The following is a 24,182-nucleotide window of genomic DNA, read 5'->3' on the forward strand; positions in this document are numbered from 1 at the left end:
GGTCAGCCAAGCAGTTCATTCAAAAAGTCATCCATGCTGTACATCCCCGGCTGCTTCGGATGCCGGCCGGCAAGCCAGACTGCAGCCTCCACCGCACCTGAGGCAAATCCGGAGCGGCTTTTTGCGGTATGGGAAAGCACTATTTCATCAGCCTCCGAGTCAATGAAAGCCGAATGTTTGCCAAACACGCTGCCGAGGCGGACTGAGGCAACCTGAAGATCGTCCGGAGCAAGCCGTCCTGCCTCAGGCAGTTCGCGAACAATGCGCTGCTTGCGACTGTTGGCCGAAAGAATGACATTGGCAGCAGCGAGTGCCGTCCCGCTGGGGAAATCAACCTTGCCAGTGTGATGATGCTCTTCCATGGCAATGTCGAACTGAGCAAAGGGAGCAATCAGCCGTGACGCCTCACGAAGGGTCCGAAGAAAAACATTGACCCCGAGAGAAAAATTGGCTGAATAAAGAAGTGACGCGCCCGCCTCGGAAACTTTCACGGCAACTTCCTCACGAAGCCCGTCCCATCCGGTTGTACCGGTAACAACAGGCACCCCTGAAGCAAGCATGGCATCAAGGTTCTCCAGAAATGCATCGCGAACCGTAAAATCAATGATTGCGTCACTCCCCCGAAACACTTCCGGAGTAATCACTGCGTCAATGTCAAGAACAGCCGCAATGCTGTGAACTGTCGATGCATCTATGACGGAGGCAACCTCATGGCCCATCCTGCCGTTTCCTACAAGGGTAAACTTCATACTGTTGATATTTCTGTCTTTGGGGGTAACTTCAACGCCGAAACAGAGCTTATTCGTCACCCATGATTTCAAGAATCCTGTCCAGATCGTCCTCGGAAAAATACTGGATATGAATTTCTCCTTTCCCCGCTTTTTTCTCAAGAATACGGACCTTTGTTGCCAGCTTGTTGCGCAGAAGCGACTCCAGCTGGGCAATATGCGGTGCCCGCTCCTGGATGTTCTTTGACGCAGGCTCAGACTTGTCCCTGAAGAGGCTGTTCACGAGGGTTTCCGTCTGGCGGACAGAAAGCTGACGGGCAAGAATCTGACGCCACACCTTCACCTGCTGCTGCTCGCCGGGCAGGTTGATGAGTGCACGGGCATGTCCGGACGATATCTCGTTCTTTCGTATACTCTCCTGAATCTGCATGGGAAGCTTGAGAAGACGGAGGAAATTGCTGACCGTTGAACGGTTCTTCCCAACCTTCTGGGCAATCTCATCCTGCGTCATGCGACACTTTGTGGTAAGGCTTTTCAGGGCCAGAGCCACCTCGATGGCGTTCAGATCCTCTCTCTGGATATTCTCGATGAGAGCCATTTCCAGCTTTCCCTGATCCTGCTGGGCCGCAATCACATATGCCGGAATGAACTTGAACCCGGCCTTGCGGGCCGCACGAAGACGGCGTTCACCACTGATGAGCTGATACCCGTCACCATCCCGGGTCACGGTCACCGGCTGAATCACGCCATTCTCAAGAATGGAGTTCATAAGCTCCTCAAGAGCGGTTTCATCAAACTCCCTTCTCGGCTGAAAAGGGTTTGCATGGATGGACTCAACCGAGAGACTCCCGATTGCCCCCTCAACCAACGAAGTATCGGAACTCTCTTTGGATGAAGAGGAATACCCTTCGTCCGGAATCAGGGCCTTCAGTCCCTTGCCTAATGCATTTTTAGCCATATATCCCTGCTCCAGCGCACCCGCAGCTATGGCTGCCGGACTTTAAATTTTTTGATGTTCCCATCCTTTTCAAAAATCTCACGAACCAGATCAAGGTAATCTTTCGATCCAATGCTCTGCGCATCATAAAGCAGCGCAGGCTTCCCATGGCTCGGAGCCTCGGAAAGACGGACATTCCTCCGGATATGGGTCCGATACACCTTGTCTTTAAAAAACTTACGGACCTCTTCATCAACCTGCGTTGCAAGTCGGAGGCGGGAATCAAACATGGTCACCAGCACTCCCTCTATCTCCAGATTCGGGTTCAGATGCTTGCGCACAATGCTGATGGTGTTGAGCAGTTTTCCCAGCCCTTCAAGCGCATAATATTCGGCCTGAACCGGAATCAGAACAGAATCTGCAGCCGTCAGGGAATTGAGGGTAATCAGTCCCAGAGAGGGAGGGCAGTCAATGATGATGTAATCATACTGTTCCCGGGCACCCCTCAACGCTTTCTGCATCACATACTCGCGCTCGTGCATGTTCACCAGCTCAACCTCCATACCCACAAGGTTGACATTTGAAGGCAGCACATCAAGATACTCAAGAGAAGAGGGTATAATGGCATTCTGAAGATCGCCCCCTTTCACCATAACCTGATAAAAAGTATTGTCGATCTCATCTGTCACCTCTATGCCAAAGCCGGAAGTGGCATTGGCCTGCGGATCAATGTCAATAAGCAGGGTCCTGAACTCTGATACTGCCAGCGAGGCGGCAATATTGACAGCGGTGGTCGTTTTTCCGACCCCGCCCTTCTGATTTGCAATCGCAATGACTCGGCCCATGAAGGAACTGGGAGGAATTTACAGAAGTTGAAGTTGTGCTTTGACTTGATACATTATACTATATACACAAAACGATTACAAACTCTATTCGCGCACTCGTGGAGCGGCTTGAAAAACAATTTTTCATTATCCCGACGCTGCAGCTTGCCACTGCCCTTCTCGGAAAAACATTCGTCAGGATCCTGCCGGGAAACAGGGTACTGAAAGGGCGCATTGTGGAAACCGAAGCCTACCTCGGAGAGGGCGATGAAGCAAGTCATGCATGGCGGGGAAAAACCGACAGAAATGCCCCCATGTTTGAAGCACCCGGCACACTCTATGTGTACTTCGTGTACGGCTGCCACCATCTGGTCAATATTGTCAGCGAACCCCGGGAAACCGCGGGCGCAGTACTTCTCAGGGCAATGGAACCACTTGAAGGACAGGGGTTCATGGAACGGCAGCGGGGAACGGCTTCTGCATCAGACCTCATGAGCGGACCGGCAAAAATCGCCCAGGCGCTTGACATCAACCGCAGCCACAGCGGAAGTGACCTTTTCAGCGGAGAGTTCTTTCTTGAAAATGCCCCCCGGATCCCCGAAAACCAGATCGGCACCAGCTCCCGAATCGGCATTTCACGGGGAAGGGAACTACAGTGGAGAAAGTTTGTCATCGGCTCCCCCCATCTTTCTCAAGGTCAACCTTCCTGAGGAGGAGGAAAATACCGGACCACTGTTGCAAAGTTGCAAAAAAAAGTCCTTTTTTAGTGAACCTGTGGCAAGGCAACAAACACCCTAAATGATTCCTGTCATGATCGGTACCCCGCTCCTCCCCGAAATAAGGGAACTGATCGAACGCCGCAACTTCAGCGCGCTGCAGAGGATATTCAACGACTGGCTGCCGGTTGACCTCGCCGAGCTCATCAGCGACCTGCCGGAAAACGAACAGGCAATCCTGTTCCGCCTGCTCCCAAAGGATGTTGCCACAGAAACATTCGAATATCTCGATCTTGACGCTCAGGAAAACCTTCTGACAGCGCTCACCCAGAAGGATGTCACCCACATTCTCAACAGCATGTCGGCCGATGACCGTACCGCACTGCTTGAGGAACTTCCGGGAACGGTTGCACAGGAACTGCTGAAGCTGCTCTCCTTCAAAGAGTTCAAGATCGCAAAAACCCTGCTTGCATACGCCGAAGATAGCGTCGGCAGGCTGATGTCACCGGACTATCTCAGCGTCAAGAAAGACTGGAACATCAATCAGGTTCTTGAGTACATCCGCACTTACGGCCATGAGAGCGAAACCCTCAATGTCATTTATGTCGTCGACGACCACGGCAAGCTCAAGGGTGAGCTGATGGCAAGGGAGCTCCTTCTCTCATCTCCCGACAGCAAAGTCCGCGACATTGTTTCTGAAGACAAAATCATCACCCTCACAGCAACACAGGATCAGACAGACGCCCTGGAAGCCTTCAAGCGGTACGACACTGTTGCTCTGCCGGTAGTTGACTCCAACGGCTATCTCATAGGGCTTGTGACGGTTGACGACATGCTCGATGTCGCTGAAGAAGAGGAAACCGAAGACATCCAGAAATTCGGCGGTATCGAAGCCCTTGAAGAGCCATATATTGACTTGCCCATACCGCAGCTCATCAAAAAAAGAGCCGTCTGGCTCGTGGTGCTGTTCATCGGCGAAATGCTGACCGCCTCGGCCATGGCATTTTTTCAGGACGAGCTGGCCAAAGCCATTGTGCTTGCAACCTTCATTCCGCTGATCATCTCAAGTGGAGGAAACTCCGGCTCACAGGCAGCAACCCTTATCATCCGCTCTCTTGCACTGGGCGAAATCTCCATCAGAGACTGGTGGAATGTTATGCGACGCGAAATCATTTCCGGCTTTGCCCTCGGCGGCATGCTCGGCATCATCGGCGTTCTCAGGGTGGTGCTCTGGGCCATGATTTTCGGCCAACTGACATTGCAATGGATTTTCATCGGCATAACGGTCGGCATTTCTCTGGTTGGCATTGTCCTCTTCGGCACTCTTGCCGGCTCCATGCTGCCCCTGCTCCTGAAACACTGGGGCCTTGATCCGGCAACTTCTTCCGCGCCATTCGTGGCAACGCTGGTCGATGTAACCGGTATCGTCATCTATTTCAGCGTGGCATCGCTGCTTCTCTCCGGCATTCTGCTCTGACAACAGCAACGCCGCCGTCACCATTCAACACCTTCCGCCCGTGGAACAGGAACGCGAATCACTTGAATTCGACATTCTCTTTGTCGGAGCAGGCCCCGCAAACCTCGCCTCGGCCATCCATCTCAGCCGGCTGCTGAAAAAGCACAATGAGAGTTCCCCGAACCGGTTGAATCCATCCATCGCCATCATCGACAAGGGGCGCCACGCTGGCGCACACCTTCTCTCAGGCGCCCTGCTCGACACACAGGCACTTCCTGAATTCCTCCCCGAATGGGAAAAGGAAGGGTTCCCCGCAGGAATACCTGTCCAGAAAGAGCAGCTCTGGTATCTCACCAAAACCCGTCATCTCGCATTTCCCTCAGTACCGGAAGCCTTCGGCAGCAGCGGCAGCACAATCTGCAGCCTCAGCGTCATCGGGGAATGGATGGCAAAAAAAGCAGAAGAAGAGGGAATCGAATTCTTCCCGGAAACCGCAGCAACAGGCATTGTGGCTGAAAACGGACGGCTTGAAGGCATTCTGACCGATGAAAAGGGGGTTGACCGGAACGGCCAGCCAAAACCTGACTACCAGCCGGGCATGCTTCTGAAAACCCGTATTGCCATCATTGGCGAAGGTGCGGGTGGATCACTCGGCCCCCAGCTCCAGAAAGAGTTCGGGCTGCTCCCTGAGGGAATGCGGCGCAGGTATGAAACCGGTGTCAAAGAGGTCTGGCGAATCCCTGAAGGAAGAGTACCTGCGGGCCAGACGCACCACGCATTCGGCTACCCTCTCTCCTCCACCCGCTATGGCGGCGGCTGGCTCTACGCTCTCTCAGACACTGAAATCTCCCTGGGCTTCGTCACCACCGTTGAACCCGAAGCCCCTGTTACCGACCCGCACCTCAACCTCCAGCTCTTCAAACAGCACCCCTTCATTGCCACAATCCTCAAAGGGGGCCGCATGGTGGAAGCCGGAGCAAAAACCATCACTTCGAACGGCTTTGAAGCAATGGGACGCATCAGCGGTCCCGGCTTCCTCCTGACCGGTGAATCAGCCGGAATGCTCGACATGCAGCGACTCAAGGGGATACACCTCGCCATGAAATCAGGCATTCTGGCAGCAGAAACCATTCTGGAAGCCCTCATTCATGACAATTGTTCCGCCGCCCGGCTGGACTCCTACGAGGAACGGTTCAGAAACTCATGGGCACATGAAGAGCTCCACGCGTCGCGTAACTACCGAAATGCCTTTGCCAAAGGGCTCTACCACGGACTCCTCCAGACCGGCCTCACGCTTGCCCTCCCGGGAATTTCAACCTTAGCCACATCGGGCAGCAGCGTTCAGCTCCCGCCCAAAAGAGCCCGAAACGACCTCAAAGCGCTCCTGAAAGCAAAAGAAAAACACCGCCCCGACGGAGAAACAACCTTCAGTAAATCCGACTCGCTCTACCGCTCCGGCACCATGCATGAGGAAAATCAGCCCTGCCATCTCCGCATCAGCGCGGAGGACATTGCCTTGATATGCCTTGAGCGATGCCGCACGGAGTATGGGAACCCCTGCCAGCACTTCTGCCCGGCGGGAGTCTATGAACTGACACTGGAGCCAGTCCCGGCTCTCAAGATCAACGCCTCGAACTGCCTGCACTGCAAAACCTGTGAAAGCGCAGATCCCTACGGGGTTATTACATGGACACCTCCCGAAGGGGGTGGCGGTCCCGGATACAAGCTCAGCTGAAAACGATGAAACAAGAGACAACAGTTCTGGTCGGCATTTCCGGCGGCGTCGACTCCGCCGTCGCGGCATGCATGCTTGTTGACGAAGGATACCGCGTGATAGGGCTTAACATCAAGGTGCTCGACTCCCCCGAAAGCAGCCCCGCACTGCAGCCCTCTTCCCTCGTCATCAGCAACCGTGAAGAGTTCCGTATCCCCGTCTACACCCTCAACCTCAGCAAGAGGTTCCGTGAGGATGTCATCGGCTATTTTCAGGAAGAATATCTTGCTGCAAGAACCCCGAACCCCTGCATTGTCTGCAACAAAAAAATCAAATGGGCCGGACTGCTTGAAGCAGCCGACATGCTCAATGCCGACCTTGTCGCCACAGGGCACTATGCATCAACTGCATTTCTCGGTGGACGCTGCCGTCTGTATCAAGGGGCCGACAAAAAAAAGGACCAGAGCTATTTCCTCTGGATGCTCCAGCAGAAGGAACTCTCAAAAACCATTCTTCCGCTCGGCACTCTTGCCAAACCCGAAGTCCGGGAACTCGCCCGTTCTTACGGAGTCCCTGCTGCCGAAAAGAAAGAGAGCCAGGAAATCTGTTTTGTTCCCGGGGATGACTACTGCCGCTATCTTGAACAGGCAATACCCGACCTTGCCGAGAGGGTACGCGGAGGCAAACTGGTTGATGCATCCGGCAGAGTTATCGGCCATCACAGAGGCTACCCGTTCTATACCATCGGCCAGCGCCGTGGGCTTGGCGCCTCGACAGGGGAACCAATCTATGTCACCTCGATAGACCCGGTGCATAACCGTATCCATACCGGGAAAAAAACCGACCTGCTCAGCCGGGAGCTGACTGCATCCGGTATGAACTGGATTGGCATTGAACCACCAAAGAAGCCCTTTGAAGCAACCGCCAGAATCCGCTACCGCGACGCCCCAACTCCCTGCCGCGTCACTCCTCTTGAAGACAACCGCGCCACAATTTCCTTCCACTCACCAAAAAGCGCCATCACCCGAGGACAGGCAGCTGTCATCTACCGCGATGACGAAGTTCTCGGAGGGGGCAGCATTGTGGAAACAACCCAATGACAGAGAAAAAAATCATGTTTCAAAGACAACAGCGAAGCCTCACTTCACTTGAACTGAGCCCCGAAAAAGAGAGTAAAAGCCACCTTATCGTCATGCTGCACGGCTACGGCAGCAATGAAAAAGACCTCATCCAGCTGGCTCCCGAACTGTTGCCCGAATGCCGATACACAAGCCCCCGCGCCCCGCTCCAGCTCGACCATGAAATGTACGGGTGGTTTCCCATCGGCTTCACCCCCACCGGCCTCAGTGTTGATCCGGATGCCGTCAAAGAGGCCCTCAAACAGTGCATCACCTATCTTGAAGAGGTGATTGTCTCGTTCCGCCCACCCGAAGGGAAAGTCTTTCTCCTGGGCTTCAGCCAAGGTGCAATCATGAGCTACATGACAGCCTTTACACGGCCCGATCTGCTGCACGGAGTCATTGCACTCTCAGGCCAACTCCCCGAATCGGCCATGCCGGAAATCTCCTCTCCTGAACTCCTTAAAACCATCCCGTTCCTCGTCCTGCATGGTATCTATGACGACATCCTCCCGATTGAAAAAGGAAGAGCTGCCCGACTCTGGCTCGAACAGCACACACTCGACCTCACCTACCACGAGTACCCGGTAGCACATCAGATTTCTGGCGTTGGGGTCACAACAATCCGGACATGGCTCACGGAGCATCTCCCCCGCTGAAAGTCAGGCAGGCAGGGCAGCCACCCTTCATCTCCATACAGGGAAGGGAATTGCCCACTTATCCGTATATTCCTTTTTTCAAAACCGGACCACAAGCAACCCATGAAGGCAACACTCCCAGAGCTTCTCCAGCAGCGCATTCTTGTTCTTGACGGTGCAATGGGCACCATGATCCAGCGCCACAAATTCCAGGAAGAGGATTACCGGGGCGAGCGCTTCAAAGATCACGCTCATCCGCTTTTGGGCAACAACGACCTTCTTGTTCTCACCCAACCCGAAGTCATCTACGCCATCCACTGCGACTTTCTTGAAGCCGGATCCGATATCATTGAAACAAATACCTTCAACGCCAACCCCATCTCACAGGGGGACTACGGCGCAGAATCTCTCGTCATCGAAATCAATCATGAAGCGGCAAAACTTGCGCGAAAAGCCGCCGATGCCTACACTGCCAAAACACCCGGCAAACCCCGTTTTGTAGCCGGCTCCATAGGCCCCACAAACAAAACCCTCTCGCTCTCGCCCGATGTCAACAGACCGGGCTACCGCGCGGTCAGCTTTCAGGAAGTGGTCAACAACTACACAATGCAGCTTGAAGGGCTCATGGAGGGAGGGGTCGACCTGCTGCTTGTTGAAACCGTGTTCGACACCCTGAACTGCAAAGCCGCACTTTTTGCCATTGAGGAATTTTTCAACCGCAGCGGCCACCGCGTCCCCGTCATGGTTTCGGGAACTGTTGTCGATGCAAGTGGGCGCACCCTCTCCGGCCAGACAACCGAAGCCTTCTGGATTTCCATCGCCCATATGCCCGATCTGCTTTCCGTCGGGCTGAACTGCGCTCTGGGCTCCAAACAGATGCGCCCGTTCATTGAGGCGGTTTCAACCGTTGCCGAAAGTTTTGTAAGCGTCTACCCCAACGCCGGCCTCCCCAACGAATTCGGCGAGTACGACGACTCCCCCGACTACATGGCCGGCCAGATTGCCGATTTCGCCCAATCCGGATTTGTCAATATTGTCGGCGGCTGCTGCGGCACCACTCCCGGGCACATCAAGGCAATTGCCGAAGCCGTCAGCGCCATTCCACCCCGCCGCCGCCCCGAAAAAAAGAATGAACTCCAGCTCTCAGGCCTTGAACCGCTCATCGTCAACGAGACAACCGGGTTCATCAATGTCGGTGAACGGACCAATGTTACCGGATCAAAAAAGTTTGCACGCCTCATCAAGGAAGGCAACTACGACGAAGCGCTCTCCATAGCCCGCCAGCAGGTGGAAAACGGTGCGCAGGTGATTGATGTCAATGTTGATGAAGGCATGCTCGACAGCGAGCAGGTGATGCAGGAATTCCTCAACCTGATCGCCTCTGAACCCGAAATCTCCCGCGTGCCGGTCATGATCGACAGCTCGAAATGGTCGGTTATTGAAAAAGGGCTTCAGTGCGTCCAGGGCAAAAGCATCGTCAACTCCATCAGCCTCAAGGAGGGAGAAGAACCCTTCCGCCAGCGGGCAGGAAAAATCCTTGAATACGGGGCAGCTGCCGTTGTCATGGCTTTCGACGAAGAGGGCCAGGCCGACAGCCTCGAACGCCGTAAAGAGATATGCGGGCGTGCATACCGCATTCTCACCCTGGAGGTCGGTTTCCCCCCCGAAGACATCATCTTCGACCCCAATGTGCTTACTGTTGCAACAGGCATTGAAGAGCACGACAACTACGCGGTTGACTTCATAGAATCTGTCCGCTGGATCAAAGAGAACCTCCCCCACGCCAAAGTCTCCGGCGGCATCAGCAATGTCTCTTTCTCCTTCCGGGGCAATGAACCGGTCAGGGAAGCCATGCACGCGGCCTTCCTCTACCACGCAATCCGTGCCGGGCTTGACATGGGCATTGTCAATGCAGGCCAGCTTGCCATCTATCAGGACATAGAGCCTGAACTTCTTCTTCGGGTGGAAGATGTTCTTTTGAACCGACGACCAGACGCCACAGAACGGCTCGTCAGCTTTGCAGAAACCATCCGTGAAGGCGGAGAGAAACTGGAAGCCAAAGCAGCCCGGTGGCGATCGCTTCCCGTTGAGGAACGACTGCAGCATGCGCTCATCAAAGGCATTGTGGAGTACATTGACGAAGACACTGAAGAGGCGCGAAAGAACTATCCAAGCCCCCTGCAGGTCATTGAAGGCCCTCTGATGAACGGCATGAACACCATCGGCGACCTCTTTGCCGAGGGCAAGATGTTCCTTCCCCAGGTAGTCAAGAGTGCGCGTGTCATGAAACGCTCCGTTGCATGGCTCATCCCCTTCATTGAAGAGGAAAAAGCCCGGCAGAAAGACACCAGCGCCGCAGCAAAAATCCTCCTCGCCACAGTCAAAGGTGATGTCCATGACATCGGCAAAAACATTGTCTCTGTCGTCCTTTCCTGCAACAACTACGAAGTGGTGGACATAGGCGTCATGATGCCCTGCGACAAAATTCTGGAAGCCGTAGAGCGCGAAAAACCTGACATTCTTGGCCTCAGCGGTCTCATTACACCTTCACTCGACGAAATGGTACATGTGGCAAGCGAAATGGAACGGCTCGGGATGAAGATCCCGCTGCTCATCGGCGGAGCCACAACCTCAAAAATCCACACCGCTGTAAAAATTGCGCCTGTCTATTCCGGCCCTGTTGTCCAGGTGCTTGACGCATCGCGAAGCGTGCCGATTGCCGGCAACCTCTTGAACCCCGAAAAGAGTTCAGCCTACAGGGCGGAACTCAAAGCCGAACAGGCCGGGATGCGGAAAAACCATGAAGAAAGAGGAGCCGCAGCAACACTCCTGACGCTTGAAGAGGCAAGGGCGAACCGCCTTGCAATAGACTGGAGCAGCAGCACTGTACCCGCACCACGGAACCCCGGCATCACCGTTCTTGATAGCGTCACAATTGCAGCCCTCCGGCCCTACATTGACTGGACGCCCTTTTTCCTCACATGGGAGCTGCATGGCCGCTACCCCGAAATTTTTGAGGACACCAAGGTCGGCGAGGAAGCCCGAACGCTCTTCAATGATGCCGAAGCCCTTCTCAACAGGATTGAAAAGGAGCAGCTTTTGGGTATGCGGGGTGTTGCAGGCCTGTTTCCGGCAAACAGCACAGGAGACGACATTGAGGTCTACAGCGACGAGAGCCGCACCGCACCCCTCTGCGTCTTCCACACCCTCCGCCAGCAGAAACAGCAGCCGAAAGGCAAGCCGAACCTTGCGCTCAGCGACTTCATCGCCCCCAAAGAGAGCGGTGTGGGCGACTATATCGGAGGCTTTGCCCTCACCACCGGACTCCGCATCCAGAACCTGCTTGACCAATTCCAGAAAGAGCATGATGACTACCATCGCATCATGGCCCTTGCGCTCGCCGACCGTCTCGCCGAAGCCTTTGCTGAAATGCTGCATGAAAAAGTCCGCCGTGAACTCTGGGGCTACGCCCCCGGTGAAATACTCGGAACAGGAGAACTCCTCAGCGAAAAGTACCAGGGTATCCGACCTGCTCCGGGCTATCCGGCCTGCCCCGACCACACAGAGAAAGGGGCTCTCTTCAACCTGCTCAATGCCGAAGCAAATACCGGCATTACCCTGACCGAAACCTTCGCCATGAACCCGGCCGCCTCAGTCAGCGGACTGTATTTCGCCCACCCCGAATCGCATTACTTCGTCCTTGGCAAAATAAACGGTGAGCAGACAGAAGACTATGCCCGCCGTAAAGGGATGAGCAGTGCCGAAGCGGCAAAATGGCTTTCACCGAACCTCCAGTGAGAATGGGTGCCTGGTTGTGACCGCCATCACCCTCTGTTGAGGGTGGTGGAAAGGTTCTGCAGGTACTCGGCAATCATGAGATTGAACTCCATGACAACGAGAGGGGAAAGGAGCAACTGGAGGAATGAGGGAAGATCGACAGTCAGAATCCCTTTCGTATGAAGCGTGACGAGGGTCTCCTCCCCTTTACGGGTCATGCTCCATCCCCCCTCCACAAGGCCGTTACCCACGCCTGCAACCGGAGTCCAGGAAATGGTATGGCCGTTGGGATCGGCCGTGTACAGGCAGGCGTAGATGGTCTCATGGAGCGTATGGCCGCCAATGCCGATTTTCTCCATCTCCCACCTGTAAGCATTGCCGCCAAGATCCACAAACCGCTCCACCTTGGGAAAATGAGATGCCGAGCGCGGTACATCGGCAAGCAGAGCATACACCTCGCCCAGAGAAGCGGAGGTCGCAAACTCTTTTTCCACATTGATTTCAACTTGAAATGCCATAATTTAAAAGCCGCAGCTCTCCATTGTCAGTTTTTGGGTGGGCGCATTCAGGGCCTTCAGCACGGCCCCGTCACGATCATAGATATCCTCAAGAAAAAAAACCTCACCTCGCTCCGCAACAGCTGTAAGATAGAGAATAAACACGGGAATGCGCCGGGGAAGCGGCTCGCTATGCGTCTTACCCGTCGCTATGGCGTTGCGTATCGCACCCCCGTTCCACTTCAGGCTGTCGTCAAGCACAAGTTCGGCAAGGCGTGCCGGATTTTCAACACGGATGCACCCGGAACTGAAGGTTCTGCTGCTTTTCTCAAAAAGATCTTTCGTCGGTGTATCATGAAGATAGACGATATGGCGGTTCGGCATAACAAACTTGATCCGCCCCAAAGCGCCATGATCTCCGGCTTTCTGCTGCAGCCGATAGGGGAAAGCAGCGGCACCGAAGGCATTCCAGTTGATTGAAGACGGGTCGACGGGGCTCCCCTTGCCATCGATGACCTGCAACTGCTTGCGGCTGAGATATCCCGGATCTTGCCGGATGGCCGGCAGTGCGTCTTCGGCAAGAATGGTAGGAGGAACAACCCATCGGGGGTTGAAGAGAACAGAGTACATGTCGGCCTTGAACACCGGGGTCTTGCGATAGGGTTGACCAACAATCACCCGCGTGCTCCAGCGCAACGAACCCTCATGAACATACTGGAGGCTGAAACCGGCGATATTGACCAGAACGAAGGTCGGCTCAAGCTGCCCGACAAACCATCTGTACCGCTCAAGATTGACCCTGAGCTGCTGAACCCTTTCGCGGGCAGTCACATTCATGGCTGCAAGCGTGGCACTGCCCGCCACACCGTCCGCTTGAAGAGCGTGGCGCTTCTGAAAATTCCGGATTGCTGCTGCAAGCTCACTGTCAAGAACTACGGAGGACTCTTTGCCCCTTCCCTCGAAATCGCCGGTCACACTGAGGCGCCTCCGAATAAGAGGAACACGGGGATCACTTTGTCCCGGCCTGATCGCCTGCCCGCCCGGGACCACAGGCCACCCTCCAGCCTGCTCTATCTGGCGGTAACGGGCAAGCGCCTCTCTTTCCAGCCCGTACTTGAAATACTCAGGCCGCATCTTTTGCAGGGCCGTACGGATGCTGCCGGACGCCAATGCCTTTTGCAGCTGAAGCTGCAGTTCAGCAAGGCGTTTCGGATCCGTCAAATTCCAGTTTGGGTCCAGCCGCTCGGGATCAACCTTCCCGTATCGCAGATGGGTTGCCAGGGAAAGCATCGCATCAGTCAACAGAATATCACAACGAGCCTGTTCACCGGTGCCGCGGGGCGGATGCTTCAAATAATGCTCTATATCGGTGCAATGGTAGTCGGAGGGCAGCAGACCATCATCAACAGCACTGTTCACCGCAGAGAGAAGCCCGGAACGAAGAGCCGGACTGGTCCAGACCGGGCGGTATCCCCGTGCCGCATACCAAAGGGCAAGCTGCTCTGTGGCAGTGCGTCGATCTTTCCGGCCGGAAGCACCCTCCAGACCCAGGAGACAGGCAAACCGCTCCTGCATGAAAGCAGCCACCGAATCCTCTTTGACGATGGTCGCCGACGGTTCAGCCCCGCGGGGAGCCGCAGGGCTGAATGCCAGGAAAAAGAGAAGAAAGAGAGCCATGACAGCGGATTATGAAACCTGCTTTGCATCAAGAACATCCTGATAGATGAACAGACAGCTTCCCCCCTTGATGAGATCAATGACCTGCTGGAAACTGCTGAACGAAAGTGCCGGACATCCATGGCTCCTGCCAAGCCTGCCATGCTTTCTGATAAAGTCGTCCGATACATACTCCGCCCCATGGATGACTATGCTTCTCATGGCAGCATTATCATTGATACCGGGGTCCAGCCCCTGAAGCCGAAGAGAATACCCGTGACTTCCCTGATAGGTCGCCCCTGTCGAATAGAAACCAAGGCTGCTCTGATGGGAACCGGGAATATTGGAAAAACGCTCGGCCATACCCTCACCACTGCCCATGCCATGGGCAACCAGGCCTGAATGAAGCAATTCTCCCTTTTCAATGTCAAGAACAAATATCCGGCGGTCTACCGAAGGGCGATTGAAGTCAATGACCGTCAGAATCCCCTTTCGGGCAACCCTTCCCTGCTCCAGCAATGCATAATATCCCTCAAGCGCCTTGCGAAGAACCTTGGTCGGAATGGCACCCTTGATGCCGGGGGTATTGAGAAGAGTGATGAGTGTCGTATTGGCGGCACTTCCCTGAGGAGTTGCTGCGCCTGCCTTGGGAGGCAAAGCCAGAAAAATCAGCAGAAAAGCTGAGAACAGCAGACGGATCATAGGCACAGGAACAGAATGTATGGTCATAGGAATCAGCCAAAGCCATTCATGGCCAAGGCACTGGGAACATCATGGTGCGGCGCACGGCCAGAAGCCGCGCAGTCATTAATCATTGAATAATAATATAGGACTTTTTTCTCCTACCCGCCATCCTCATGATGCCTTACAAGAACCGGTGCAGCAGCAATCCTTCCATACATGCGGATCCGGCGGATCTGAGGAGGCCAGCTAAGAAGAAATCTGACGAGCGACTCCCAGATGGCCACCCAGGCAGCAATGGTGATTCCCTCAACCAGAATCCTGCCGGGAAAAGCATTCCCATCTCCCGTAAACTCAAACCTCCCGGGCAGCCAGAGAGAGAGAGCAAGGAGCAGAATACCGGCCACAAGCATGCCCAATGAGGCTCTGAGCATTTTGCGGACAGAAGCCTGCTCAAGCTCACGGCGATAGAGAAAAAACCCCTTCACGCTGTTGCGGATACGGCGCACCAGATCCTCGGAAAGGCGGCGTTCCAAAGTAAAACGAATAAGAAAATCAACCCCCCCGATTTCACGGACGCAATCGCCGAGATAGTCGGCAAGATCCGCATCAAGGTCTTTCCGGTGATATGGAGCAGTCTTGTCAAAGTCCTCATAGAGATCCTCAACCCGCCGGGCGGCAACATCAATACACACACGGCCATCATCGCTCCGTTCGTAGCGGTCAAGTATCCTTTTTTTCACCCGAACCCTCATAGTGCCTCCTGTGACAAATCGCTTCAGGCAGAGACCGGCGGAAAGAAATGCTGTGTCTTGAATTTACATAAAAACGCAGCAATACTGCCATTATCCCTCATGACCAGAACAGCCCCGTCCTGCCATGGACCGTTTTCCGCCCGCCATCTGCTCCGCAACGGGTCCCCTTGGTTCTGGTGGATATTATGCACCCCTCTACCTGTTCTGAAGGGCTCGCCGAACACCATGATCCTCACGCACTGACTCAGAAGAGGTTCCAGATCATCAAATGCATCAGTTCCGCTTCCCGATTTCCATGGCGGGCAATGCTCCTGAGTATCGACAGATCCATCTTCAGCTTCGCCTGCAGCAGCGTGAACACACTCTGGGGAAGGCTGAAGCTCAGAGCTTCGATAGTAATCAAGCGCGCCGCTTCCGGGCCGTGACTCAAGAAAGTGCCAGCCATCGGCAATGTGACGAAGAGGAAGTGGCAGAGAGTGGACAGGATCCACAACACGCCACTGCAAACCGTCAGAAAGCTGTTTGCTGTCAAGGTCGACAGGACATCGATACTGCCGGCCGCGTGCCTTCACCCGCATGTTGCAGTGATAATATTTCCGGTCGCTCCCATCATGGTCGCAATACCAGCTTTCCAGAGTCCCGGAAAGAACGCCGTATCCATCATCAAGAGGCATAAGAACTGTTTTGACAGTAAAATACCAAAAACCACCCAATGGAAACAATGTCATCTCTTTCATCCACCGCATCGGGTTCACTATATTCCTATGAAATGACTACCGGCCACACGACCCTACAAAGCCAGCAATGAAACCACAGCATCTTTGCGAAACCGAAAAAGAGCTGACCCGGCGGACCGCTGCGCTGATCATTCAAGCTGCCTGGCAAGCTGCCAGCAAGCAGGGCCACTGCACCATCGCCCTTGCCGGTGGCAACTCTCCCCGGCCGCTCTACCGGATAATTTCCGGAGGGCTGCCACCAGACCTCTTTACCCGCCTCAACCTTCCCCTGCCGGCAGCAGTGCCGCATGGAGAAGCCACTGTCTCTCTGCCATGGCGGCAGTGCATCTTTTTCTGGGGTGATGAACGATGCGTCCCGCCGGATGATGCACGAAGCAACTACCGAATGGCGGACGAAGAGCTGTTTTGCGGAAAGAGCCCTGAAGAGCTCACCATGTTCAGAATGCACGGGGAAAGCTCTCCGCCAGAAGCAGGAGCCGAAGCATATGAGGCGGAACTCCGCCAACTCTTCATCAACGAAAAAAAAGGCTCAGACAGCAGCTATCCCGTTTTTGACCTGATTCTGCTCGGCCTCGGCCCCGATGGACATACAGCCTCGCTCTTTCCCGACAATCCCGCAGCGCTCGCTGAAACAGAACAATGGGTACAGGCCGTCAAAGCGCCAGACATGGAGCCAAAAGTCATGCGGCTCACGCTTTCTCTCCCTGTTCTGAACCATGCGGAAACCGTTGTCTTCTATTCACCAGGCAAAGAAAAAGCCGCACTTGCAGCTTCCATTGAACGGGGAGAACGGCCTGACCTACCGGCAGGAATGGTGAAAGCACTCAAGGGGCGGGTTGTCTGGCTCTACCCTCATCCATAGATCCGCCCGGCTGACTCCGGCCCACTCGAATGGGGCGGATAGGGTTCAGGACGATGGCCGTCCACAGCCTCACGGATAGCGTCAATAACCGCCCACGAATACTCCACACTGTCCTGCCGAATGAAGTTCATCCTGTCACCGGCCATAGCATCAAGCAGAAGACGGCGATAGGGAGTCATCCCCTCATTGGGATAGGCATCGCGATAATCGAATTTCATGAAAACGGGATCGGTCACCACATCCTCTCCCGGCCGTTTGGCCCCGAATCGCAGAGCAATGGTTTCTTCCGGCTGAATCTGCATGATCACCTGATTGGCTGTATAACTGCAGCCGTCACCATTGCCAAAAAAGTTCTGTGGTGGGCACTTGAACGAAACAACAATTTCCGTAAGGCTCTTTTCCAGATTTTTTCCAGCCCGAACATAAAAAGGCACTCCTTTCCAGCGCCAGTTGTCAACAAAAAACTTCACTGCTGCAAAGGTCTCAACCCTTGAATCCGGAGCAACATTTTTTTCATTCCGATACCCCTCATACTGACCAAGCACTATGGCTGTTCCGGCATCTTCAGGCTTGTGACGGCGGATGGATCGCAGAACCTTGGCTTTTTCGTCACGCACACCATCAGCCGAAAGATCAACGGGCGGCTCCATTGCCACCGAAACCAGCAGCTGCAGGGCATGGTTCTGCATGATGTCGCGCAGGAGACCAACTTCCTCATAAAACGCCCCCCTGTCACGGATTCCGAAATCCTCAGCTATGGTGATACGGACATCTGCAATGTAATGGCGATTCCAGATCGGCTCAAAAATTCCATTGGAAAACCGGAACACGAGAATGTTCTGCACCGTCTCCTTGCCAAGATAGTGGTCAATACGGAAAATGCTCTTCTCGCTGAACACCTTGCCAATGGCCCTGTTCATCTCGCAGGCACTCGGGAGGTTTATCCCGTATGGTTTCTCGACAATGAGCTTCCTCCACCCTCCGCAGTCAACATTTTTTTCACCAAGCCCGGCCAACGCCAGATTCCCGACAATTGCGGGAGCAAGGGCGGGAGCAACGGCAAGATAAAAGAGAATATTTGAACAGACTCCCGGCTGACCCTCGGCATCCATAATCTCTCCATGGAGACGGTAATAACCTTCCTGCTCCTCAATATCCAGCCGGACATAAAAAATACGGTCGAGAAAGCCCTTGAGGTTGCCGTTTTCATCCTTCACATTGGCGAGTGAACGGGCAACCATCTCACGGAAACCCTCATGGGACAGATCCCGTCTGCCCGTACCGATAATTCGGAACTCATCGGGCAGATGACGAAACCCTGCAAGTTCAAAAATGGAAGGGAAAAGTTTTCTCGCTGCAAGGTCGCCCGTGGCACCGAAAATAACAATGGTGAAATTATCAGGCTTCAGGTACATGAAACTGTCTTTCTCTGTTATGAGGCACTCTTTTTATGTGTTACGCACTGCGCTCACAATAATAACGATAGATGCTCTTATTGAGGAGGATGGAACCCGTGACCGCCAAACTCGTGACGGAGCGCAGCAACCACACGATCAGAAAAATTGTTGTCCGAACGCGAACGATAACGCCGGAAAAGAGCCGATGCAATGACAGGCACGGAAACATCCCGTTCAAGCGCTGCCTCCACAGTCCAGCGCCCCTCTCCTGAATCAGCTATTGTACCCTCCAGATAACCAAGGCTGCCATCTTTCTGAAATGCCTGACGGGCAAGATCCATGAGCCAGCTGCGGATGACAGACCCGTTCGCCCATACTCGTGAAACCTCCTCCATGTCAAAACCGAACTCCCCCGCCTGCATAAGCTCGAACCCCTCGCCGATCGCCTGCATCATACCGTATTCTATGCCATTATGGACCATTTTAGCATAATGGCCTGCCCCTGAAGAGCCCATATACCCATAGCCACCGGGAACACAGAGATCTTTCAGCAGAGGCTCTACGCAAAGATACGCATCCTTTTCGCCGCCCACCATAGTACACGCACCATGACGGGCCCCCTCAAGGCCTCCGCTGGTTCCCACATCGAGGAACCGTATACCCACGCCGGCCAGCTCTACAGCCCGGCGCCTGGAATCCTGATACCGGGAATTGCCCCCGTCAACAACAATATCTCCCTCCTGAAGCTGTGTCAGCAGATCCCGAATCGTTGCGTCCACGGCATCACCTGCCGGCACCATCAGCCATATCACTCGCGGAGACGACAGTCTGGAAGCAAGATCGGCAACTGAATCCGCAGGAATGGCGCCAGCCTCTTCCATACGGCTGACCGCCTGTTCAGTCAAATCGAACACCACAAGTTCATGCCCATGCTCAAGAAGCTGCAGCGCCATGTTGAAACCCATTTTACCAAGACCTATGAAACCTGCCTGCATAAGAGATTGATTGTATTGAGAAACCGTTACGAAAGCCAGTCTATTCTGGCAACCTCATTTTTGAAAACAAGGAACTGGTCATGTAAATTCCCGAGCAGATTCTCAACACGCTCTAAATCCTTACTTCGCTCCGCATCTTCAAGCATGGCTGCGTGCCGGGAAAGCTCAGCCGCACCAACCGTAGAGGCTGCTCCCTTGAGGGTGTGGGCAAGCAGGCGAAAACGGGCCGGATCACTCTGCCGGGCCGCCGTCACAATTGAAGCAATCTGCTCAGCTGTCTCCTCAAGAAACTGGTGGATGATGATCCGCACAATCTCACGGTCGTTCTGCAGGCGCTGCAGAACATCTTGAAGAAGGAAAACCCCAACCGCGTTTCCGGAAGCATTCTCTTCAGCATCGCCTTCACCATCCCGGCCAACGCCACCGCTCTCCCACAGAGGGAAATAATGGCTGAGAACCCTTCTGAAATCCGACTTCTGCAGCGGTTTTGCAATATAATCATCCATACCGGACGCAATGCACCGCTCCCGGTCCCCCTTCATCACATTGGCGGTCATCGCCACAACAGGAACATTCCGCGAACTCTTCATGCCGCTGCCTGAACGGATCCTTCCTGTTGCTTCATATCCATCCATTTCCGGCATCTGGCAGTCCATGAAAACCATATCATATGCCGTTGTGCGCATAAGCTCCAGAGCCTCACGACCGCCCGAAGCGACATCAGGCTCACAGCCGAGTTTGCGGAGCATCGCCACAGCAACCTGCTGGTTGACAGGGCTGTCTTCAACAATAAGAACGACAAGCCCTGCAGTTGGAGCCGTTGCCGGTAAAAGGGATTGCGGTTCCGCACTCTCACAGCGGGCCGGCGGCATCCTTTCAATTGTGTCGGAAAGCATGAGAAAGAGTTCGTCCCGCTGGACCGGCTTTTCAAGAAACAGGCAGTTGCCACCGCATATCTCAGAAAATTCCTCTTCGCGGTTCCCGACGGAAACAAGCAGAATGATACGCAGTCCCGTAAACTCTTTCAGAGCTTCGATATACTCAATCAGTCCCTCACATTCCAGTCCGAAGCAGCGCATATCCAGAAACAGAATGAACCTGCCACCGGAACCAGACTGCCGCAGAATATCCGGAACTTCGGAATACCCTTCAACTCTCCTGCAGCCGCAGCCCCACAGCCCCAGAGTATCCTTGAGCGAGCCGGCAAGAACATCCGACCAGCAGGCCAGTATAACATCATGCTCAAGTGCAAGAGTGCGCGGTGCATGCTGAACAGACTGTTTTTCCAGCACAATATTGAACGAGAATACGGAACCTTCGCCCGGATGGCTCTCAACATTGATCCGCCCCCCCATCCGGGTAGCGAGATGGTTTGAAATGGAAAGGCCAAGCCCCGTACCTCCATATTTCCTTGCCGTAGAACCATCCGCCTGGGTAAATGGCTCAAAGATTGAATCCACCTGCTCAGGCGGAATACCGACACCTGTATCAAAAACACTGAACTGAACCACCACAAAACGATCCGTTTCCTGCTGCAGTTTCAGCTTCACCCCCACCTCACCGCCGACCGGAGTAAACTTGACGGCATTGCCCAGAAGATTGACCAGTATCTGGCGGATTCTTCCCGAATCACCTATCAGCGAAGTTGGAATTTCCGGAGCAACATGAACGCTCAGCTCCAGACGGGATTCATGGGCCTCAATGCCAAGAATGCCACTGATCTCCATAAGAAGATCACAGAGCTCAAAATCAGAGTGCTCCAGCTCAAACCGGTTGGCCTCTATTTTTGAAAAATCCAGAATGTCATTGATTATTTTCAGCAGACTTCTTGCGCTTCTGATGATGGTCTGCGCATACTTCCGCTGCTCAGTGTCCAGCGCTGTTTCCAACAACAGATCCGCCATGCCGATCACACCGTTCATTGGTGTTCGTATCTCATGGCTCATATTGGCAAGAAACTGGCTCTTTGCCACATTGGCATCACGGGCCTCCGCCGCCATCTGCTCAGTCTTGAGCACAGACTCCTCAAGCCGTCTGTTGAACTCTTCAAGCTCTCCGAACGACTGCTGCAGATCTCGTTCCAGCTGTTTGCGAGGCGAAATATCAGAAGTAAGAATGACGACCGAAGCAACACGGCCATCTTGAAACGACGGCCCGATTCGCGACTCAACCTCAATCGAACCACCACCGGGAACCATGATTTTCCACTCGATTGCAGTGGCCTGCCCTGAAGCAAAAACGGTGTCAATCGCCTGCCGGTAGAGTCTCTGGCCCTCACTGCTCATATGCTCACAGAACGAACCTCCAACCCGTAAGGGAAGGGTGCACCCCGGCAGTGTCCGGTTGACATAAATGATAGAGTAATCAGCATCAACAGCCACAATGGTGTCGGGGCTGTTGGCAAGAACCGTAGCGAGGGTGTTTTCGCTGGTCCTCAGAGAGGCGAGCACATCTTCAAGCTGAAGCTTTACATCAGACAGCTCAATGGACTTTCTGACAAGGGCAAGATTCTGACCCCTGAGCAATGTCTGCTTTTCAAGCAGCTCCTGCTCAATCACGCGGCTTTTTATCGCCTGGTGCTCAAGAAAAGCAATCTTCTCTTCAAGCTCCTCATATGTATACTTTCGTTTGATCATCAAGGGGCTGAAGGCGTAGGTGTAACGAAACCACAGGGGAACAATGCATGAACATCTCTATAGTGGCGGAACCAATACATCAATGCAGTCCCGGCAAGGGAAAAGATGAACTTATATATAAATTATATGCAAAAAGCATTTAAAGCAACACTTTCTTTCACCCTTTTTTCCCCAACAGCATCCGAATCGGTGTGCCGACAACCTTGCCGATCATATCCGGAGCCGTCATCCTGTTGATGCAGTTGCCATGAGTCCGGTTGCCCAGAATCCTCGCAGCCATGTCGGCCGTGGCCGGAAGCACATCCTCGCCGAACATGGCGAGCATCACTCTTCCCTGACTGGTTGTCCCTACCGTATCGACCTGAAGTTCAGTCTTGATGATACCGGGAACAATCGTACTGACCTTGACGGAAGTACTGCGGGCATCATCAATGAGGGAACGGGAAAAATAGTGGACCGCAGCCTTTGCGGCGCCGAAAATCCCAAGCCCCTCAGGAATGTTCCCATCCGGACCCAACCAATCCATATTGTATATATGCCCGCCACCCTGAACAATCATGTTTCGCATGGCAACATAGGACCCATTGAGGGTTCCCGTAAAACTGACATCAACTGTCCCTGCCATCTCTTCCTGCTCCAACTTCCATAACGGCACCATCCGATGAGCTGAAGCGGCATTGTTGATCCAGATATCAACGCGACCGAATCTCGCAGCAGACTGCTGCCACAGCATCTCAACCTCATCAACAAGAGCAACATCGCACAGAACAGAAAGAAAACGCTCACCAAAGCCAGCAGCATTCAGTTCCGTTTCAGCCGCCCTAAGCCCTTCAGCATCGTGACAGCTTACAGTCACATTGCAGCCGGCAGCAAGAAACGCTCTGGAAAGCCCCAAACCGATTCCGTTACAGCTTCCTGTAATAACAACAGTGATCATGACAACTTTTTTTTGTTGTAACGCGCCTCAAGAAAAAATCCAAACAGGTAGGTCACAAGAAACCCGGCAACAAGAACAGCCGCAAACACTGCACGGTCGGCAGATGTTTCAAGCTGACCCGACTGCCATATCAGGGAAACAAGCACCAGCCATCCCAACCCGACACCAAAAACCGCCTTGTTCCAAAGGCTCTTGAAATTTCCGACAAGCATACATGATTCAGTTTACCCGACATTTCTAAAATACGGCCCGACTCAACAAAAAAACCACTCTTTCAGCTGCCTTCAGCCGTTTTCAGACGGCGCTCATGGAGCTTTTCCAGAATAATCCGCACCAGATACTGCATGGCATTGAGCACATAGGTGAAATATGCAAGGAATGCCTCCTGCACCAGAACATCCTCCGAAGCGCCCATGAAGGCAAGAACAAAATAGAGCAGGTGAAAGGCTGCAGCAAACACACTGCCGACATCCTCCCACAGGAACTCTTTTGAAAAAACCCACTTGTCGAATATCTCCTTCTCAAAGTATGCACCGGTTACAAAGAGCAGACCGAACAGAAACGACTTGAACAGGATGGCAACGCTGACCCAGTAAAAACTGAATAGAGTACTGTCCATTGCATAGAGAGCCGTTACACCGACTCCAAGAAGAAAAACAACAAACTGAATCGGCGCAAGAATCAGCTGGACATCGGTCCAGATGGAAGCATTCCTTCTGGCGAGCTGATCGGGAGTATAACGGGGCATAGTCGGCAGGAACTGAAATTTTAAAAACCTTCCAAAAAACCTCTTAATATAGGAACTAATCACCACAACTCAACCCACCGCAAACAGCGCCGTATCGGGGAAAAGAGCAGGCCGCTTTGGAACTGCAAAAAGGATAATTTAGTGGACCCCGTCCTATAGACAAAAAGGGCCTGAGTTTAAGTTGGAAACCTGCTGGTTATGCAGCGGAAAGGCGCTGCCCCTCTTGTTCATTTACCTCTTCCTGTGGGTCGTTTTTGAGCCGGTACTTGTCAACGATGTGGGCCCCGCCGCCTTGGCCTGAACGATACACTTCATCCGGAGTGCTGTAGCCCAGAGACTGATGTGAACGCACACTGTTGTAATCTACAAAATA

At 53.8% G+C, this 24,182-nt stretch carries 21 protein-coding genes; 7 read left to right on the forward strand and 14 right to left on the reverse strand.

Annotation, left to right across the window (positions count from 1 at the left end; all coding sequences use genetic code 11):
* Nucleotides 1-2 precede the first annotated feature (2 nt).
* From dapB to EKD02_RS07475, 3 genes are read right to left on the reverse strand one after another with little or no spacing between them, the layout of a single operon-like run.
* The gene (gene dapB / locus EKD02_RS07465; RefSeq protein ID WP_011889641.1) at nt 3-749 is read right to left on the reverse strand and encodes a 4-hydroxy-tetrahydrodipicolinate reductase; all 747 of its coding nucleotides are present in this window, start codon (nt 747-749) and stop codon (nt 3-5) included.
* Between the two features lie 49 nt (nt 750-798).
* A complete protein-coding gene (locus EKD02_RS07470) occupies nt 799-1,686 on the reverse strand; it encodes a ParB/RepB/Spo0J family partition protein (protein WP_011889640.1) in 888 nt (295 codons plus the stop codon).
* A 26-nt stretch (nt 1,687-1,712) separates the two neighbouring features.
* Nucleotides 1,713-2,510, reverse strand: coding sequence for a ParA family protein (locus EKD02_RS07475; RefSeq protein WP_126384780.1), 798 nt, complete (start codon nt 2,508-2,510; stop codon nt 1,713-1,715).
* A gap of 98 nt (nt 2,511-2,608) precedes the next feature.
* Here EKD02_RS07475 and EKD02_RS07480 point away from each other — a divergent pair, with 98 nt between their 5' ends.
* From EKD02_RS07480 to metH, 6 genes are all read left to right on the forward strand, one after another.
* The gene (locus tag EKD02_RS07480) at nt 2,609-3,199 is read left to right on the forward strand and encodes a DNA-3-methyladenine glycosylase (protein ID WP_011889638.1); all 591 of its coding nucleotides are present in this window, start codon (nt 2,609-2,611) and stop codon (nt 3,197-3,199) included.
* Nucleotides 3,200-3,299: 100 nt separating this feature from the next.
* Nucleotides 3,300-4,682: a magnesium transporter gene (gene mgtE, locus EKD02_RS07485; protein WP_011889637.1), complete on the forward strand. Its 1,383-nt coding sequence runs from the start codon at nt 3,300-3,302 to the stop codon at nt 4,680-4,682.
* Between the two features lie 40 nt (nt 4,683-4,722).
* Nucleotides 4,723-6,396 carry an electron transfer flavoprotein-ubiquinone oxidoreductase gene (locus EKD02_RS07490; RefSeq protein ID WP_126341758.1) on the forward strand — a complete coding sequence of 558 codons (1,674 nt, stop codon included), beginning with the start codon at nt 4,723-4,725 and terminating at the stop codon, nt 6,394-6,396.
* Nucleotides 6,397-6,401: 5 nt separating this feature from the next.
* Nucleotides 6,402-7,475 carry a tRNA 2-thiouridine(34) synthase MnmA gene (gene mnmA / locus EKD02_RS07495; protein ID WP_126384782.1) on the forward strand — a complete coding sequence of 358 codons (1,074 nt, stop codon included), beginning with the start codon at nt 6,402-6,404 and terminating at the stop codon, nt 7,473-7,475.
* A 14-nt stretch (nt 7,476-7,489) separates the two neighbouring features.
* Nucleotides 7,490-8,152 carry an alpha/beta hydrolase gene (locus tag EKD02_RS07500; protein WP_126384804.1) on the forward strand — a complete coding sequence of 221 codons (663 nt, stop codon included), beginning with the start codon at nt 7,490-7,492 and terminating at the stop codon, nt 8,150-8,152.
* 102 nt (nt 8,153-8,254) lie between these two features.
* A complete protein-coding gene (metH, locus tag EKD02_RS07505; protein ID WP_126384784.1) occupies nt 8,255-11,929 on the forward strand; it encodes a methionine synthase in 3,675 nt (1,224 codons plus the stop codon).
* Nucleotides 11,930-11,955: 26 nt separating this feature from the next.
* On the opposite strand, the gene EKD02_RS07510 is transcribed toward metH, so the two are convergent.
* From EKD02_RS07510 to EKD02_RS07530, 5 genes are all read right to left on the reverse strand, one after another.
* Complete coding sequence (locus EKD02_RS07510) at nt 11,956-12,426, reverse strand: SRPBCC family protein (protein WP_126341762.1); 471 nt, start codon at nt 12,424-12,426, stop codon at nt 11,956-11,958.
* A gap of 3 nt (nt 12,427-12,429) precedes the next feature.
* Nucleotides 12,430-14,082 carry a L,D-transpeptidase family protein gene (locus EKD02_RS07515; protein WP_126384786.1) on the reverse strand — a complete coding sequence of 551 codons (1,653 nt, stop codon included), beginning with the start codon at nt 14,080-14,082 and terminating at the stop codon, nt 12,430-12,432.
* Between the two features lie 9 nt (nt 14,083-14,091).
* Nucleotides 14,092-14,790, reverse strand: a complete 699-nt coding sequence (locus EKD02_RS07520) for a murein L,D-transpeptidase catalytic domain family protein (protein ID WP_011889630.1) — start codon at nt 14,788-14,790, stop codon at nt 14,092-14,094.
* A 113-nt stretch (nt 14,791-14,903) separates the two neighbouring features.
* Complete coding sequence (locus EKD02_RS07525; protein ID WP_126384788.1) at nt 14,904-15,497, reverse strand: hypothetical protein; 594 nt, start codon at nt 15,495-15,497, stop codon at nt 14,904-14,906.
* Nucleotides 15,498-15,520: 23 nt separating this feature from the next.
* Complete coding sequence (locus EKD02_RS07530) at nt 15,521-16,171, reverse strand: YukJ family protein (protein ID WP_126384790.1); 651 nt, start codon at nt 16,169-16,171, stop codon at nt 15,521-15,523.
* Between the two features lie 130 nt (nt 16,172-16,301).
* Here EKD02_RS07530 and pgl point away from each other — a divergent pair, with 130 nt between their 5' ends.
* A complete protein-coding gene (gene pgl / locus EKD02_RS07535; RefSeq protein ID WP_126384792.1) occupies nt 16,302-17,096 on the forward strand; it encodes a 6-phosphogluconolactonase in 795 nt (264 codons plus the stop codon).
* Here the strand turns inward: pgl and zwf are convergent.
* The 6 genes from zwf to bchF all read right to left on the reverse strand — a co-directional run bounded on the left by zwf (nt 17,087) and on the right by bchF (nt 23,809).
* The gene (gene zwf, locus EKD02_RS07540) at nt 17,087-18,511 is read right to left on the reverse strand and encodes a glucose-6-phosphate dehydrogenase (RefSeq protein ID WP_126384794.1); all 1,425 of its coding nucleotides are present in this window, start codon (nt 18,509-18,511) and stop codon (nt 17,087-17,089) included. The two genes, pgl and zwf, sit on opposite strands and share 10 nt — an antisense overlap.
* 77 nt (nt 18,512-18,588) lie before the next feature.
* Nucleotides 18,589-19,488 (reverse strand): phosphogluconate dehydrogenase (NAD(+)-dependent, decarboxylating), encoded by a 900-nt coding sequence (gnd, locus tag EKD02_RS07545; RefSeq protein ID WP_126384796.1) that lies wholly within the window; start codon nt 19,486-19,488, stop codon nt 18,589-18,591.
* 26 nt (nt 19,489-19,514) lie between these two features.
* The gene (locus EKD02_RS07550; protein ID WP_126384798.1) at nt 19,515-22,124 is read right to left on the reverse strand and encodes an ATP-binding protein; all 2,610 of its coding nucleotides are present in this window, start codon (nt 22,122-22,124) and stop codon (nt 19,515-19,517) included.
* 157 nt (nt 22,125-22,281) lie between these two features.
* Nucleotides 22,282-23,061, reverse strand: a complete 780-nt coding sequence (locus tag EKD02_RS07555) for an SDR family NAD(P)-dependent oxidoreductase (RefSeq protein ID WP_011889623.1) — start codon at nt 23,059-23,061, stop codon at nt 22,282-22,284.
* A complete protein-coding gene (locus tag EKD02_RS07560) occupies nt 23,058-23,273 on the reverse strand; it encodes a hypothetical protein (RefSeq protein ID WP_126341772.1) in 216 nt (71 codons plus the stop codon). The genes EKD02_RS07555 and EKD02_RS07560 overlap by 4 nt, the downstream gene beginning before the upstream one ends.
* Before the next feature lie 62 nt (nt 23,274-23,335).
* Complete coding sequence (gene bchF, locus EKD02_RS07565) at nt 23,336-23,809, reverse strand: 2-vinyl bacteriochlorophyllide hydratase (RefSeq protein ID WP_011889621.1); 474 nt, start codon at nt 23,807-23,809, stop codon at nt 23,336-23,338.
* Nucleotides 23,810-24,182 lie beyond the last annotated feature (373 nt).

Source organism: Chlorobium phaeovibrioides (assembly GCF_003968655.1).
Lineage (GTDB): Bacteria > Bacteroidota > Chlorobiia > Chlorobiales > Chlorobiaceae > Chlorobium > Chlorobium phaeovibrioides.